The sequence below is a fragment of the Kocuria atrinae C3-8 genome, assembly GCF_000286355.1.
Lineage (GTDB): Bacteria > Actinomycetota > Actinomycetes > Actinomycetales > Micrococcaceae > Kocuria > Kocuria atrinae_A.
The window spans coordinates 1-15,167 of the sequence record NZ_AJXN01000100.1 but is presented as its reverse complement, the minus strand read 5'-3'; the positions used below and the strand labels follow the sequence as shown (position 1 = coordinate 15,167).

At 63.0% G+C, this 15,167-nt stretch carries 11 protein-coding genes and 2 pseudogenes; all 13 read left to right on the top strand.

The window, feature by feature from the left end; all coding sequences use genetic code 11:
• The first annotated feature begins 871 nt into the window (after window positions 1–871).
• Complete coding sequence (locus YO9_RS0110815; RefSeq protein WP_016997476.1) at window positions 872–1,864, top strand: helix-turn-helix domain-containing protein; 993 nt, start codon at window positions 872–874, stop codon at window positions 1,862–1,864.
• A 297-nt stretch (window positions 1,865–2,161) separates the two neighbouring features.
• Window positions 2,162–2,509 carry a chorismate mutase family protein gene (locus YO9_RS0110810; protein WP_031273118.1) on the top strand — a complete coding sequence of 116 codons (348 nt, stop codon included), beginning with the start codon at window positions 2,162–2,164 and terminating at the stop codon, window positions 2,507–2,509.
• Between the two features lie 7 nt (window positions 2,510–2,516).
• The gene (pabB, locus tag YO9_RS0110805) at window positions 2,517–4,592 is read left to right on the top strand and encodes an aminodeoxychorismate synthase component I (protein ID WP_016997474.1); all 2,076 of its coding nucleotides are present in this window, start codon (window positions 2,517–2,519) and stop codon (window positions 4,590–4,592) included.
• Window positions 4,589–5,122, top strand: a complete 534-nt coding sequence (locus tag YO9_RS18135) for a 3-hydroxyacyl-CoA dehydrogenase NAD-binding domain-containing protein (RefSeq protein WP_223286428.1) — start codon at window positions 4,589–4,591, stop codon at window positions 5,120–5,122. Before pabB ends, YO9_RS18135 begins: the two co-directional genes overlap by 4 nt.
• Window positions 5,092–5,562, top strand: coding sequence for a prephenate dehydrogenase/arogenate dehydrogenase family protein (locus YO9_RS18130; RefSeq protein WP_262925663.1), 471 nt, complete (start codon window positions 5,092–5,094; stop codon window positions 5,560–5,562). Before YO9_RS18135 ends, YO9_RS18130 begins: the two co-directional genes overlap by 31 nt.
• A complete protein-coding gene (locus YO9_RS0110795; protein ID WP_223286427.1) occupies window positions 5,543–6,637 on the top strand; it encodes an aminotransferase class I/II-fold pyridoxal phosphate-dependent enzyme in 1,095 nt (364 codons plus the stop codon). The genes YO9_RS18130 and YO9_RS0110795 overlap by 20 nt, the downstream gene beginning before the upstream one ends.
• The gene (locus YO9_RS18125) at window positions 6,634–6,777 is read left to right on the top strand and encodes a hypothetical protein (RefSeq protein ID WP_223286426.1); all 144 of its coding nucleotides are present in this window, start codon (window positions 6,634–6,636) and stop codon (window positions 6,775–6,777) included. The genes YO9_RS0110795 and YO9_RS18125 overlap by 4 nt, the downstream gene beginning before the upstream one ends.
• Before the next feature lie 18 nt (window positions 6,778–6,795).
• Window positions 6,796–9,108 (top strand): peptide chain release factor N(5)-glutamine methyltransferase, encoded by a 2,313-nt coding sequence (prmC, locus tag YO9_RS0110790; RefSeq protein ID WP_016997473.1) that lies wholly within the window; start codon window positions 6,796–6,798, stop codon window positions 9,106–9,108.
• Window positions 9,108–12,146 (top strand): amidohydrolase family protein, encoded by a 3,039-nt coding sequence (locus YO9_RS0110785; RefSeq protein ID WP_016997472.1) that lies wholly within the window; start codon window positions 9,108–9,110, stop codon window positions 12,144–12,146. Before prmC ends, YO9_RS0110785 begins: the two co-directional genes overlap by 1 nt.
• Window positions 12,125–12,709 carry a GNAT family N-acetyltransferase gene (locus YO9_RS0110780; protein WP_223286425.1) on the top strand — a complete coding sequence of 195 codons (585 nt, stop codon included), beginning with the start codon at window positions 12,125–12,127 and terminating at the stop codon, window positions 12,707–12,709. Before YO9_RS0110785 ends, YO9_RS0110780 begins: the two co-directional genes overlap by 22 nt.
• Window positions 12,643–13,511, top strand: a pseudogene (locus tag YO9_RS21645) (MFS transporter); the annotation flags it as partial. The gene YO9_RS0110780 and the pseudogene YO9_RS21645, both read left to right, overlap by 67 nt.
• A 48-nt stretch (window positions 13,512–13,559) precedes the next feature.
• Window positions 13,560–14,153 carry an MFS transporter gene (locus tag YO9_RS21640; RefSeq protein WP_396350755.1) on the top strand — a complete coding sequence of 198 codons (594 nt, stop codon included), beginning with the start codon at window positions 13,560–13,562 and terminating at the stop codon, window positions 14,151–14,153.
• Window positions 14,154–14,236: 83 nt separating this feature from the next.
• A pseudogene (locus YO9_RS0110770) lies at window positions 14,237–14,935 on the top strand (S-adenosylmethionine synthetase N-terminal domain-containing protein); the annotation flags it as partial.
• Between the last annotated feature and the right edge of the window lie 232 nt (window positions 14,936–15,167).

Sequence of the window (15,167 nt, the reverse complement as noted above, 5' to 3'; positions counted from 1 at the left end):
AGACACGTCGAGGCCTTCATGGATCGGGTTGCTTGGTCGCTACCCATCCTGGAGGCCTCGACCTCTACCCAGACCTCACAACACACCCCTCGAGACGCCCACGCGCACACCGCTACCCATGCTCATCTGTGAAGGGCCGGTTATCTGGCCGCCGCCTCACTATCGTCGTAAGGGCGTTATCCGCTTCCACTGCCAACATGACCGTCGAACCGTCAGCGTTGAACTCACGAGACGGTGACGATTATGTTGACCGCGTCAGAGCCCTGAACGAGCCGATCACACTCAGCATAAAGCCGGTCAGCATAATCATTGGCTCGGCATAGCGGCGCTTATGCGAACTTCCACATAAGAGCCGTTCTCGGCAATCTGGCCGACCTCCCGCTCCACGCACGATGGATCGGCCTGCAGGCATCCCTTGTCGACGCACCCACCTTCGCTTTCGCGTCTTCATCCCGCCCGCACCGCTCCGACACTGTTCCGAACGCCGCTGGCGACGGACGCTTCTCCGGGCAGCGAGTCTCTCGACCAGGTGCGAGCCAGGCTCCGAACGATCAAGCGACTTGAACATGAACGGCTCCGCGCGGGACAGGAGCTCGATGACATTAGACGTCGAAATCGACAACTGGCCACAAAGCGCTTAACCTCCGACGACCCCACTAAACCGAGTCTTCTATTGCGGACAAGGGCAAGCTTCACAAATCCATCTCAAGGGATTCGTAAATGATCTTGAATCACTCTTCGCCGCCTGCATTTCCGGTTTTAGCTAAGGTGCGCAATTTGTGGACGTGTTTGTCGAGTTTCCTGTGATGTGCACTGTCAGGTACGATCTGATGACCGATCCTGAGGCGAGAGTCAGCGAGGAGGTCCGCACATGCTGGTGGAGAGCTTCAGCACGGACGTTGTCGCCTTCTATCGCCGGATCGACTACTGGCAGGACGTCGTCACTGGCTCCTTCGCGCGCTGCGCCGTCCGCGTGAGCAGCACCGACGAGACTTTCTACTCGCGCATGGTCACCGGCAACTTGGGGCCGGTGACCGTCTCCCTCGCCGAGTACCAAGCCAGCAGCGGGTACGAGATCACCCGCACGTCCCGGCATGTCCGTCAAGAAGAGACTGACGACTTCCTCCTCCAGCTTCACCTCAGTGGCGGCGAGATCGGGCTGAGCCAGATGGACCGAACAGCGACGATCGAGCGGCCCGGAGACTTCAGCGTGCTCGATGACTCCGTGCCCTCGACCCTGTACTGCCCACCCCGCTCTTCTGCGCGCGCAGTCACCGCGTCAATGTCCCGGAGCCTTCTCGCCGAGAAAGTGCCGCGCCTGCGTGATATCACCGCCCTCCACATCGACGGACAAACTGGCACCGGTCAGCTCTTGTCATCGATGGTGGTCGGCCTGGCATCCAATCTGGAGACCGGGTGGCTCAGCGGAACCTCATCGGCGCGCTTATCCAATGCCTTCATCGATGTGCTCGCTGTAGCGCTTCTGGAAGCACAAGGTAGCACTGAGCGGCGCCCGGACACCTATACCGCCGGACTGCTCGAATCCATCTATCGGTTCGTGGAAAAGAACCTGTCCCGGTCAGATTTGACCCCACGACTCGTTGCCGATGCACATCACATCTCTCTCCGATACCTCCACCGCCTTTTTGAAAAAGAAGACGCCACCCTGGGGGAATGGATACGCAATCGCCGTCTTGACGGCGCGAGTCGACAACTGATCGACCCCGCCTACCAGCATATTCCCGTCAGCAAGATCGGCGGGCACTGGGGATTCCCAGACCCCAGTGCTTTCTCCCGAGCGTTCCGCGCGCGATTCGACATGCCGCCACGCGATTACCGCACGGCCTTTCTAATCGACGCCTGATCCTCTAGGCCCATCCCGTTCCTTTCAGGATGCCCTGGAAGTCTCCTTTCTCGCCCTCGCCATCCGCTATTTCAGCTACGGGCTGACTCTAAACACATGGCGGCTCAGCGTTGATCGTGATGGGTGGATAAGGACGCTGCCTGTCCGTGCTCGTCGGGCACAGGCGGGCAGTACACCCCACGTCAAGTCCCTGGCACTCGATGACAAGCCAGAGCATCCCTGCCGTTCGTAGCGTGGGGTTAAAGCGGATGAGGACCGCGGCAGGCAATGCCGGATCCGGCCGCAAGACCTTGGAGAATGCAGGAGCAAATTGTGGACACCAAAGTGACCGACCCGGACGTCATCCTTGCCGGCCGACGCGACGAATTAGACACGCTGGACGCGCAGCTTCTGGACGTGCTTCGTCGCCGAATCGAGTGCTGCGTGAGCATCGCAGTACTCAAACGCGAACATGACATCCCGATGATGCAGCCGGGCCGGGTGGGGGTCGTGCATCAGCGGGCAGAAGCTTTCGGTCGGGAGCATGGCATCAGCACCGATTTCTTGCGCAACCTCTACGAGGTGATCATCACGGAGACCTGCCGCGTAGAAGACCTCATCATCGACGAAACAGGCGTGTCGAACGACGCCGAGCCGTCAAGGTAGCACGACGATGCGCGCTCTACTGATCGATAACTTCGACTCGTTCACCTACAACCTCCGCGATCTCGCCCACCGCGTGTTCGGAACTGAACCCGTTGTCATCACCAATGACACTGATTGGAATGACGTTACGCTCGACGACTTCGACGGCATAATCGTCTCGCCCGGTCCGGGTCGGCCTCAGCATTCCGAGGATCTGGGTATCTCACGTCGTGCCTTCGAGCAGGACCGCCTTCCGGTGCTGGGCGTCTGCCTCGGCCATCAAGCGCTCTCGTTCGCCTCGGGTGCAACCGTCGATCTCGCCCCCGAGGCCATGCATGGCAGGGTCGCGACCGTGCATCACTACGATACAGATCTTTTCCGCGGCGTGCCTCAGGGATTCCGGGCGGTGCGTTACCACTCCCTGGCGGTCACCGATCTGCCGACTGAGGTCGAACCAAGAGCGTGGACCCCCGATGGCGTGGTCATGGCGGTCCGACACACGGAACGGCCGTACTGGGGAATCCAGTTCCACCCCGAGTCGGCGCTCACCGAGTGGGGCGAAACGATGCTAATGAACTTCCAGGAACTCGCCCGCCTGCGACCCCATGTGCCCGACCGCATCCGAGACCCTCAGCGGGGTGCACCTCGTCCGCGCCTGCGCGTGGAATCTCAGCGAATCGATGGAGAACCTGACGCGCAACGTCTGTTTGAGGAACTCTACGAGGCTCGTTCGACTAGCTTCTGGCTCGATAGCTCAACCCCCGACCCGGTCTCCAAGCACCTGACGATCATGGGCGATGCCACGGGGCCGCTCGCCGAAGTCCTTCAATACGATGTCGCCGCCAGACAGTGGCGGGTTCGTGGCGCTGACGGTGAACGAGTCGTCGATCTGGGCTTCTATGACTATCTCCAAGCTCGGTTACGTGAGCGCGCGGTCCCTGCAGCCGAGGACCTTCCGTTTGACTTCAATCTCGGCTACGTCGGGGCCCTCGGGTACGAGCTCAAAGACGAGATTGTCGGAACGCCCGCTCACCGATCACCGCACCCAGACGCGGCAATGGTCTTCGCCGACCGCGCCATCGTCGTAGATCATCGCGACTGCTACACCTACTTGCTCACCCTTGTCGACGACAGCCAACCGGCGACACGGGCGTCCGCCGCCGCCTGGCTCTCGGACACTTCTGCCACCGTCCGTGACACTGTCGCTGAGGCGGACGACCACCCGACAGCGGCCACGAACGCGCCGATCTTGACCGAATCGGCTGCGCTCGAGTTCGAACTTGACCAGGCCCGTGCTTCATATCTGGCGAGCATCCAGACGTGCCTGGAGAAGATCCGCGACGGCGAATCCTATGAGATCTGCCTGACGAACATGGCCGAAGGCGGACCGCTGGCCGACGCCTATGCGGCTTACCGCGCCTTGCGCCACACGAGCCCGGTGCCGTTCGGAGCGTTCCTGCGATTCGGAGACCTCGCGGTCCTCAGTGCTTCACCCGAACGCTTTCTCCGGGTCGGTGTCGACCACCAAGTCGAAGCGAAACCGATCAAAGGCACCCGTCCCCGTGGAAAGACCCCCGGTGAAGACCAAGCCCTACGCAAAGACCTCTCCACGAACGGGAAGGACCGCGCTGAGAATCTCATGATCGTCGACCTGCTCCGCAACGACCTCAACCGCGTTTGCACCGTGGGCAGCGTCCGCGCAGACGACATCTTCAGCGTCGAGACCTTCTCCCACGTCCATCAACTCGTCAGCACCATCACCGGCACACTGCGCCCCGAACTGACCGCAGTGGACTGCGTGCAGGCCACCTTCCCGGGCGGCTCCATGACCGGCGCTCCCAAGATCCGCACGATGGAGATCATCAGCACCCTCGAACAACGCGCGCGCGGCTTCTACTCAGGAGCCATCGGTTGGTTCTCCCTTAGCGGCGGCGCCGACCTAAGCATCACCATCCGCACGCTCGTCACCGATAGCACCTCCACCACGTTCGGAGTCGGAGGCGCCATCGTCGCCCAATCGGACCCCATCGACGAGTTCGAAGAAACCCTGGTCAAAGCAAGCGCTCTGCTCTCCGCACTCGAATCGAAAGTCACGAACATATGAGCACGACATCCACCCGGCACACATCGCGGCCGAAGCAGGCCGTCATCGTCGGCTTCGGGCCTGTCGGCCAGATGATCGCGAACATCCTCGCCCCGCACGGCTGGCGCATCCACGCCGTCGACACCAGACCCCGCGTCAGCGTCGACGCCGAACCGGCCCTCAACACGCTGGAGCAGTATTACCAGGCCGACGCCAGCCACCCGACGCCAGGCATCGCCGAGGCACTTTCGAGATGCTCTCTCGCCGTGCTCGCTGTGCCCGAGGAATCCGCGCTAGAGACACTGGAAGCGCTTGCCCCGCTCCTTGCCTCGGACGCCCTCCTCGTCGAGACGCTTTCCCGCAAAGACCGCCTCCGCGCCCGCCTGGCAGCGGCAGTGCCGGATCACGCGATGCTCAGCATCAACCGCTGTTCCATCCCGGGCTCGGACCCCGCGGCAACCGCATCGCAGTCATCGACCCGATCGCGCATCCCGTTGTCACCGAGGTCCTGGCCTGCATCGTGGATGCGGGTGCTCGAGTCGTACCTCTGACCGCACGCGAGCACGACGAAGAACTCGTCGCGGTGCAAGCCCTTACGCACAGCGCGCTCCTGGCCTTCGCGCGCAGCCTGCCGGGCATCGTCGCTGATGCCGATCGCTGTCTGGAGTTCGCGCCTCCACCTACGCGGCTGCTGATGGCCCTGGCAGCTCGCGTGACATCAGGGTCGCCTGAGACCTACTGGGATATCCAGGGAGCGGCCCCCGGGCAGCGACCGGCGCGTTCCACCTTGGCTCAAGCGCTGACGCAGATCGACGACGAGCTCGTGCAGGACTCACCTGCGGCGTTCGCTCAGTCGCTGGCAGAGAACCGGGAATGGTTTAACACCAACCTCGTCCTCCTCACGGACCTTGCTCAGACAGCTCTCAGCCACAGCATCGATACAACAGCACCGCATTCGAAGGAGACCCACGATGTCTATGACGATCACTAGCCGGAAGAACGTCTACGAACGACGTTCAGCCTGGACGACCGACATGTACGACCAAGCGGCCCAGGCCGGCATCACGAACCACAGCGTCCGTGAGCGCACACCGGAAGGCGTGATCCTCGATGACGGGAAGACTTACACCGAGTTTGTCTCCTGCTCGTATCTCGGACTTGAATCTCACCCGCGTCTGGTCCACGCCGCCCAGGACTCCATCCGGAAAGTCGGAGTGCACCTGTCGGCCTCGCGCAACAGCATGCACACCGCCGATCTCGACGACCTTGAGGACGCGTTGACGACGATGTACGGCGGATCCCGCGCCATCGTGTTCAACTCCGTCAGCAGCGTGCACCTCGGAGTGCTACCGCTACTGGGCACAGGACTGCTGCCCAGCTATCCGATCGCCAGCAATGGGCCAGAGTTCCTCTTCGACCGCACCGCACACGCGTCCATGCAGAGCCTGCGCGGCATCCTCGACCAGATCGGCCCGACCAACCGCTTCGACAGCACCGACCTGAGCACTCTCGAACCTCTGCTCTTGGAAGCGAAGAATGCCTCCCGTAGCCCGATCATCCTCGTCGACGGTGTGGGATCGATGGGAGGACTCATCGACGTCGCCACCCTGGCTCGTTTGGCCGCAGAACATGGAGGCTACGTCTACATCGACGATGCCCATGGCACCTCGATCGACGGGCACCTCGGAACCGGATACGCCTATACCGCCCTATCAGGGAACATCACCGGCGAAGTCCTCCTCGTCGGTTCGCTCTCCAAGGCCTTTGGCGGTTCCGGCGGATTCGTCCTTGTGGACACCGAAGCCGACGCCACGGTCATCCGCCGCGAAGCCAACCCCCTCGTGTTCGGCCACGCCAATATGGCACCCCACACCGCCGTCAACGCCGAATCTGCACGCATGCACCTGGACGGGTCGGTCGAGAAGCTGCAAGCCGCCCTGTGGGACAACGTCGCCCATTTCGACAACGCCACCGGCCACCAGGCGTCAACGCAGGGTCACGGTCCCCGATCCGAGGCATCACCTTCGACAGCGAACGGACCACCCTCGAAGCAGGTATCGCGTTGAAAGAGGCTGGCGTTCTCTGCTTCCCCGTGTTCTACCCGATCGTCGCCCAGGGCACCGGGCTCCTGAGATTCGCGCTGTCCGCACGGCACACCCCCGCCCAGATCGACCACCTCGCCGCCCACGTCGCCACCACCCACTGATTCACTAGGAGAGCCCTCATGACCACACGAACATTCGACGCCATCGTCGTCGGCAACGGAGCCATCGGTAGCTCCCTCGCCGTCGAACTCGCCGATCGCGGCCTCTCGGTCGTCCTGATCGGCCCCGACAACAGGCAGTACGCGGCATCGACCGCTGCAGGAGCCATGCTCGGCTGCTTCGGCGAGGTCACTGCCGACCTCATCAGCGACGAGCCCGGACGGACGAAGTTCGCTCTCGATCTGAAAGCCAAAGCGCTCTGGAGCAACTGGGTCGAGAAGATCTCCGACCACTCGCCCCTGGACGGCACCGATCTGTTCACCGCCTCGGGAACCACTGTGATCCTCAACACCGTCGGCACCCGCGAAATCGACTCCGAGAACTTCTCCGCCATCCAGCGGACCCTGCAGGAGAACAACGAACCCTTCGAGACCGTCGACGTTGACGATATCGGCTGGATCGACGCAGACCCGAACTCCCGCCCGCTCGAAGCGATCCACATTCCCGGCGAGCACGCCGTCGACTCCGGCCGCCTGCTAGCACGTCTCGAGGGTGCCGCCGCCGCACGAGGATGCACCCTCATCCGCGAACGAGCAGTGAGCCTACGCGAAGACCAAGGTCGCATCCGCGCAGTGGTCCTCGACAACGGTGACGTCATCGAAGCCGGCCAAGTTGTTCTCGCTGCAGGCGTGGGCTCGCAGGCTCTCATCGACTCCGTGCCCGGGCTCGGTGCCACCATTCCGCGACTGGTCGCCGGGTACGGCGTCTCCGCTGTGATGACCACCCACGACGGCACTCAGCCCCAGTCGGTGATCCGGACGCCGAACCGTGCGTTCGCCTGCGGACTCCACGTCGTCCCGCGAGGTCTGGGGCAGGTCTACGTCGGAGCGACCAACATCATCAACCCGACCGTGATGACCGAACCCGTCCTGCGCGATCTGGAGTTCTTGCTCGGCTGCGCACACCGCCAGATCCGTCGGAATCTCTGGTCGAGCAGCGTGCGACGCATCAACGTCGGCAACCGCCCAGTTTCCCTCGATGGGTTCCCATTGCTCGGCGAGACCCCCGTCGAAGGTCTGTGGATGACTACCGGCACCTACCGCGACGGCCTGTTCCTGTCGCCGCTGATCGCTCAGGAGTTCGCCGACCGCCTCACCGGCGGCCGTGGCGAGGCTGACTTGTCGCTGTTCACCCCCGAACGGGCCCCGGTCCAGCGGGCAGGCGGTCGGTCCCGCATCATCGACACCACCGTCCAGCACATGCTCGCGACCGGTTACGAGCATCACTGGACGATTCCCACGGACTGGCAGGAATACCTCGAAGCCGACCTCCAGCCCATCTACCAGAACTGGGCCGATCAGATCGACAACGATTTCACGCCGCCGCCCGAGCTGGTTGCTTCCTCACGCCTGCACCCTCAGATGGTGCAGTGGCTGCGCGATTACTACGACGCTACCCGTGAGAAGTTTGGTGCACCGGATCGGGCACTGACTCCCTCACGCGCAGAACTCGTCCAGGCTGCGACGCGTCAACTGCACACGGCGAACGTTCCCGCCCCCAGTTCAGATGCGCAGGTGCTCGCCGAGCAAGCTTTCGGTGCCACCGACGAGGGCGCGGCACCGGAAGCGGCCGAACGCGACCAGTTTCTCGACCTCGTGGCCCGACGCGGCAACCGGGAGCCGCTGGAGTACCTGACCGGACACGTCCGCGTTCTCGGACTCAATCTCACCGTCCGACCGGACGTGTTCATCCCGCGAGTGCACTCTGAAGCCATGGTCGACGCCGCGATCGAGAGCCAGTCCACAAACACTCCGACGGTCGTCGATCTGTGCACCGGGACCGGAGCAATCGCCCTCGCAGTCGCCACCAGGCTGCCGCAGGCGCACGTGATCGGAGCTGACGTCTCCGAATCCGCCGTGGCCTGTGCCAGGGAGAACGCCGACCGCCTCGATGGCGTTGATGCCGGGCGGGTCGAGTTCCTCCAGGCCGACATCAGCAGCGATGGCTTCGCCGATAACCTGACCGGCACGACGGATCTCGTGACCGCGAACCCGCCCTATGTGCCCACGGACCTGCACATGCCGAGCGAGTGGGCGGTGTACCAGCCGAAAGAGGCCTTGTACTCGGGAGCGGACGGCCTCAATCTCACCCGCATTGTGGCACGGACGGCGCACCGGCTCCTGCGACCCGGAGGCACGTTCGCACTCGAACACTATGACGCGGCGCTGGACGAGATCCTCACGATCCTCACCGACGCCGGATTCGGGCAGATCGCCAGTCACCGAGACCACGACAACCTTCCGCGATTCATCCTCGCGGTCAGGGAGAGTTAATGGACGCACTGATCAGCCGACGCGGATTCGTCCAGGGCGGCGTCGCCGTCGCTGCCACCGCAGCCCTGATCGAGCCCGGTGCCCTCGTCACTCGCGCGCATGCCGCAGCTGGTGGCGCAGGTGCCACCGTCAGCACGGCCACGAACATCACGCTGACCACGCATCCTGGAGGCAAAGTCACGATCATTGACGTCGGCAATGTGCTGTGGCATCTCCCGGCCCGAGGTGGGAAGGCACGCCGCCTCACCGATGATGTCGAAGACGCTACCTGGCCGAGCCTGACGCCGAATGGGCGCACCGTCGTGTTCCAATCGTTCCGGCACGGCACCTACGATCTATGCGCGCTGGACCTGCGCACTGACACGGTCTCTCGCCTGACGACGGGAACCGAGGACGACCAAGATCCGCACGTGTCACCGAACGGCAAAGATATCGTGTTCATTTCCGACGCCGGAGGCACCAGCACCGTCAGCCGCATCGGAATCCGAGGCGGAGAGCGCCGTGTCCTCGTCGGTAGCGACGATGATTGGTCGTATCACTCGCCACGGTGGCATCCCGACGGGAAGCATGTCGTCTTTGTAGCCGACGACATTCGCATCGAACGGCTCCACATCAAGACCGGCACCATCGAGACCCTACGCACGGTCGAGGAGGGTCACACGGTTCGGGGGCTGTCGTATTCGCCGTCCGGGGCGCTGATATACGTCGTCACGAATACTCCGCAGGCCTGGCTCGAGCATGACGGACGACGCTTGACCGACCCCGAGGACGAAGAGCCCGCGCCCCTACCAGCGGCGTGGACCTCGGACACGGAGTTCATGTACGCCACGAACGGGGAGATCCGCCGCCGCACTTTGGACGGGTCACAGACGTCCGCTGTGCCATTTGACGTCACCCTGACAGCGGCGGCAGCTCCTGCAGTAATCGCTCCCCGGCTGGACTTAGAGGCACACGGTGCAGCACTCGGTCTGACCGGAGCAGCACTGTCCCCGGACGGCACCCGAATCTGTTTCCGTGCGCTCAACGCTTTGTGGCTGACCGATCGCTCTGGTGACACGAGCAAGGTTACGGATGACGATTACTTCAACGCCGATCCCTCCTGGGAGCCTGATGGCTCAGCGATCATCTACACCAGCGACCGCAGCGGCATCGTCAATCTGTGGCGCCACGATCTCGCCTCCCGCACGGACACGCAGTTGACATTCGAAGCCAACGGTGCGCTCCTTCCGTCGGTGTCCCCGGATGGCGCATCGGTGGTATTCCACGATGAGGCCGGTGGTACGCATCGGCTTGACCTTGCCTCTGGCACAGTCACGGAAGTTCTCACTGGGTACGACACGCCCGGAAAGGTGACCTGGTCGCCCGATTCCACGAAAATCGCCATGGCCGTGCACCAACCAGCCTCCTCACGCACTGACAGCGGACTCAACGAGGTACTCGTCCTCGACCTCGCCACCAGTGAAACGTTCACCCGGCCATTCTCGGCGGGCCTGTCGATTGCCACACGTAACCACGACGGCCCCGTCTGGGCCGCCGACGGAACTGAGCTCTTCGCCGTCTGCGAAAGCAGGCTGCACCGCGCGCCGATCGACCAGTCCGGGAAGATCACCGCAAAGGCTACCGTCGCGTCTGATGCGATCGCCGACGGTATCACCGGATCCACCTCTGGAGAGGTTGCATTCCTTTCCCTGGGGACGTTCCATCTTCTGAATGCCTCGGCCGGAGTTCGCCCGTCCTTGGACTATCAGCGGCAGGCACGACCCGAGCGATTCACACTGCGTGCCGGGAAACTTTGGAACGGGGTGGACGACGACTACCAGCACAACGTCGATATCACGATCGAAGACGGTACCATCGCCGACATCCGGCCTGCCGATGACGCCCAGGCAGCAGACGTGGACGCTTCGTCGTACACGGTCATGCCGGGGTTGATCGACATGCACAACCACTGGCACATGCGAGGCAGGGCCTGGGGCAATCGGCAAGGACGCCTGTGGCTGTCCTACGGTGTGACCACCAGCCGGTCGGCCGGTGACCTCGCCTACGAAGCACGCGAAATCCGCGAAGCCGCCCACTCCGGCACAGGCATCGGCCCGCGGTTCCTCAACAACGGCGAGCCGCTCGACGGCAACCGTTGCTCGTTCGGGTTCATGCGGTGCGTGACCTCTGACGAACAGCTCGACCGGGAAATCGAACGCATCCTCGCCCTCGGCTACAGCTGCGTGAAGTCCTACCAGCGCCTCCCCGTCGCCCTCGAGCGCCGACTGGTCGACGGGCTCGCAGCACACGGAATCCCCGTCATGTCACACTACGTCTACCCGGCTGTCTCCTCGGGCCTGCATGGAATGGAGCACACCGGCGGCGGGAACCGACTTGGCTACTCCCGAACCCTCAGCGCCGCCGAAGGGCTCACCTCCGCCGACACCGTCTCCTTGCTCTCCGGCGGAGACTTCTGGGTGTCGTCGACACTGCTGTTCGCCGCAGAAGTCCACGCGGACTCCCGCGACCTAGTCGACGATGAACGCACCCGCGTGCTCTACCCCTGGTGGGACTATCAACGTCTTCAGGAAAAAGCCGAACAAGCTTCAACGGAACCTGACCCCATCAACCTGGCGTGGACCCGCGGCGACGTAGATCTGCTGCGTTCGGTCCACGAAGCCGGCGGTCTCGTCGTGCTCGGCACTGATGCCCCTTTGGACGACCTCGGAGTCAGTATTCACACCAATCTCAGGGCACTTGTTCGCCACGGCTTCACACCGGTAGACGCGCTGCGTACCGGAACGGTGAACGCGGCCAAAGCCCTCGGAGCTAGCAAACTCCTCGGAGAACTCACCGTCGGGGCACATGCCGACATGCTCATCATTGACGGCGACCCCCTGACCGATATCGCCGACGCAGCCAGGATCCGTGACGTGTTCGTCGCCGGGCACCGGCACCGAATCTCGGATTTGCTCGACCCCTACCGCGACCGGCCGGACACCACCGGCGGCGTCGCATTGACCATGACCGCACACACGTGCTGCAGAAGGAGAAAATAATGTTCCAGCTCGATCAGCCCATTGTCACCTCGCGACTCATCATCAGACCATTTACGCCCGTAGACGAAGACGATATGTTCGACTTCGAATCCCGCGAGGACGTCGCCCGGTATCTCTTCAACGAGCCCCGCACGCCTGAGAACAATGCAGAGGAACTCGCCAAACGAGTGACCCAGACGAAGCTCGACAAGGACGGGGACACGCTACTGCTGGCGGTCGACTACAACGGCACCGTCATCGGCTACGTACTGCTCACGCTCCTCAGCCGTGAAAACTCGCAAGGCGAGTTCGGGTACGTCTTCCACCCTGACTATCACGGCAAGGGACTCGCTTCGGAGGCCGCCATCGAAATGCTCCGCCTGGGGTTCGAAACCTTGAACCTGCATCGGATCATCGGTCGGTGCGATCCAAGAAACGACGCCTCCGCCCAGCTCATGGAAAGACTGGGCCTGCGCAAAGAAGCTCACTTCCGTGAACTGGAGATCTTCAAGGGCGAATGGGGCGACGAGTTCACCTTCGCGATGCTGAAGAACGAATGGGACCAAAGAAAGCACACCGGATGAATCACGACAACGCCAACACACCATCCGAGACCCTCGGCACCGAAAGCCGCGCTCCCTCGGAGGTCCGCGCAGAGCGGGGTCGATGGATCGTCCTCACAGCCGTCTCCCTGGGCCTCCTCCTCGCCACGATCGACACATCGATCCTCTACATCGCCGTCCCCGTGCTTGAGGACGCCCTGGGAGCGAGCACGAGCGAATCACTGTGGATCATCAACATGTATCCGCTGGTCATGACCGGCCTGTTGTTAGGCACCGGTACCCTGGGAGATCGATACGGCCACAAGCGGGTGTTCCTCATTGGGATCGCCCTGTTCGGGTTGGCCTCGCTCGTCGCAGCATTCTCGCCGACGCCGGGCATCCTCATCTTCTCCCGCGCCTGCTCGCAGTTGGCGCAGCCCTCATGCTCCCTGCAACCCTCGCGATCATTCGCATCACCTTCTACGACGAACGCGAACGCAACATCGCCATCGCCGTCTGGTCGAGCGTGTCCATCGGTGGAATCGCCTTCGGACCCCTCGTAGGTGGGCTTCTACTCGAGTGGTTCTGGTGGGGGTCGGTATTCCTGATCAACGTGCCGATCGTGATCGTGACCTTCATCCTGACCGTGGTCTTCGCCCCGAAAGCCGTCGAAGGATCAGGCGTGCCCTGGGATCTGGTGTCCTCCATCTGGGCACTCGTGGGTCTGACGGGACTTGTCGCGGCGATCAAAGACATCGCTTCACCCGACCCATCCGTCACGATCATCGCGATCTCTTTGGCAGCTGCGGCGGTCGGCTTCGCGCTGTTCGTCACTCGTCAGCGCCGCCTGGACATCCCACTGCTCGACTTCGGCATCTTCCGCAATGTCGCCGTGTCCGCAGGTGTCCTCGCCGCAGGGCTGAGCACCTTCGTCTTCGCCGGAATCGGAGCGGTGACATCACTCTACTTCCAGACTGCGGCCGGGTTCACCCCGCTCCAGGCAGGCCTGCTCGTGGGCTGCATCGCCGTTGGCGCGACGATCACCTCCCTGGCCAGCGGTTCACTTCTAACCCGCATCGGCCCTCGAACCCTCCTTCTGGTCGCGACTGTTCTGGCCGGTATTGGGTACGGGCTGGCGACACTGACGCTGAACGCCCACATCACCTGGCTGGGGCTGAGCCTGTTCATCGCCGGTGCCGGCATCGGCGTGCTGATTACCGTGGCGTCCTCGACGATCATCACCAACGTCGCCCCCGAACGAGCAGGCATGGCCTCCGCCGTTGAGGAAGTGTCCTACGAGTTCGGCAGCCTGCTCTCGGTAACGGTCCTGGGCAGCATCTACACGACCATGACCGCGCTCTCGTCCTCGGGCACGGACGGCTACCGGGCCGTGCTCCTCATCGTCATCGGAGCATGCGTGATCGCTCTGGCCGGACTGGCCGGGCTTCTGCGCAAGGCTCCCGCATTGAAAGCCGCGCCCCACTAAGAAATCACCGTCGTGGGGGCGCCCGCGAGCTGTGCCCCCACCGACGTCCCGACCGCGAAATCACCTGAGAAAAGGAACAGACCATGACGCTACAGCTATTCACGTCGGAATCGGTGACTGAAGGTCATCCCGACAAGATCTGCGACCAGATCAGCGACAGCATCCTTGACGCCCTCATCGCCCAAGACTCCCACGCGCGCACCGCTGTAGAAACACTCGTCACCACCGGTCTGGTCCACGTTGCCGGGGAGATCCGCACCAGCGGCTATGCGGATATCGCTGCCATCGCCCGCCGCGTCATCAACGAGATCGGCTTCACCTCCAGCGAGATGGGCTTCGACGGTGATTCCTGCGGCATGACAGTGTCCATCGGAGAACAGTCGCAGGAGATCGGCGACGGCGTCAGCAACTCAGAAGAAGTGCGCGACGGCACCGCCTCGCATCTTCTCGACCAACAGGGCGCAGGAGATCAGGGCATCATGTTCGGCTATGCCACGAACGAGACCCCCGAGTTGATGCCCATGGCGATCCGGACCGCACACCGGTTGGCCGAACGTCTCACGACGGTGCGCAAATCGGGACAATTGCCGTTCCTGCGACCCGACGGCAAGACCCAGGTCACGCTCGGCTACGACGGCGCTGTACCCAGGACTGTCGACACCGTGGTGGTATCCACCCAGCATCAGCCCGGCATGACGAAGAACAAGATTCGTGATGCTCTCGTCGACGCGGTCATCCGGCCCGTTGTCGAAGAGACCGGGCTGGACTACTCGGCTATGAAACTGTGTCTAGAGTCAGGACATCGTTGACAGTCCTGGCGTTGGCAACCACCCCATGACCGTTGACAGGTGAGCCGGGACATCATTGACACAAACCGGCCCGTGATCGATGACAGGTGAGTCGGGACATCATTGACACCCTCGGGACAGTGACGATGGTCAATGGGAAGCACAACACGACATCTGGTCATCGTCCGCTCCGTACGCGATCAACACCTCACCGTGGCCCAGGCCG

What these genes read in the sequence shown, in the direction of transcription:
- pabB (WP_016997474.1), top strand. Translation starts at nt 2,517, where the DNA reads ATGCGCGCTCTACTGATCGATAACTTCGACTCGTTCACCTACAACCTC.
- YO9_RS0110795 (WP_223286427.1), top strand. Translation starts at nt 5,543, where the DNA reads ATGTCTATGACGATCACTAGCCGGAAGAACGTCTACGAACGACGTTCA.
- prmC (WP_016997473.1), top strand. Translation starts at nt 6,796, where the DNA reads ATGACCACACGAACATTCGACGCCATCGTCGTCGGCAACGGAGCCATC.
- YO9_RS0110815 (WP_016997476.1), top strand. Translation starts at nt 872, where the DNA reads ATGCTGGTGGAGAGCTTCAGCACGGACGTTGTCGCCTTCTATCGCCGG.
- YO9_RS0110785 (WP_016997472.1), top strand. Translation starts at nt 9,108, where the DNA reads ATGGACGCACTGATCAGCCGACGCGGATTCGTCCAGGGCGGCGTCGCC.
- YO9_RS0110810 (WP_031273118.1), top strand. Translation starts at nt 2,162, where the DNA reads ATGCAGGAGCAAATTGTGGACACCAAAGTGACCGACCCGGACGTCATC.
- YO9_RS18135 (WP_223286428.1), top strand. Translation starts at nt 4,589, where the DNA reads ATGAGCACGACATCCACCCGGCACACATCGCGGCCGAAGCAGGCCGTC.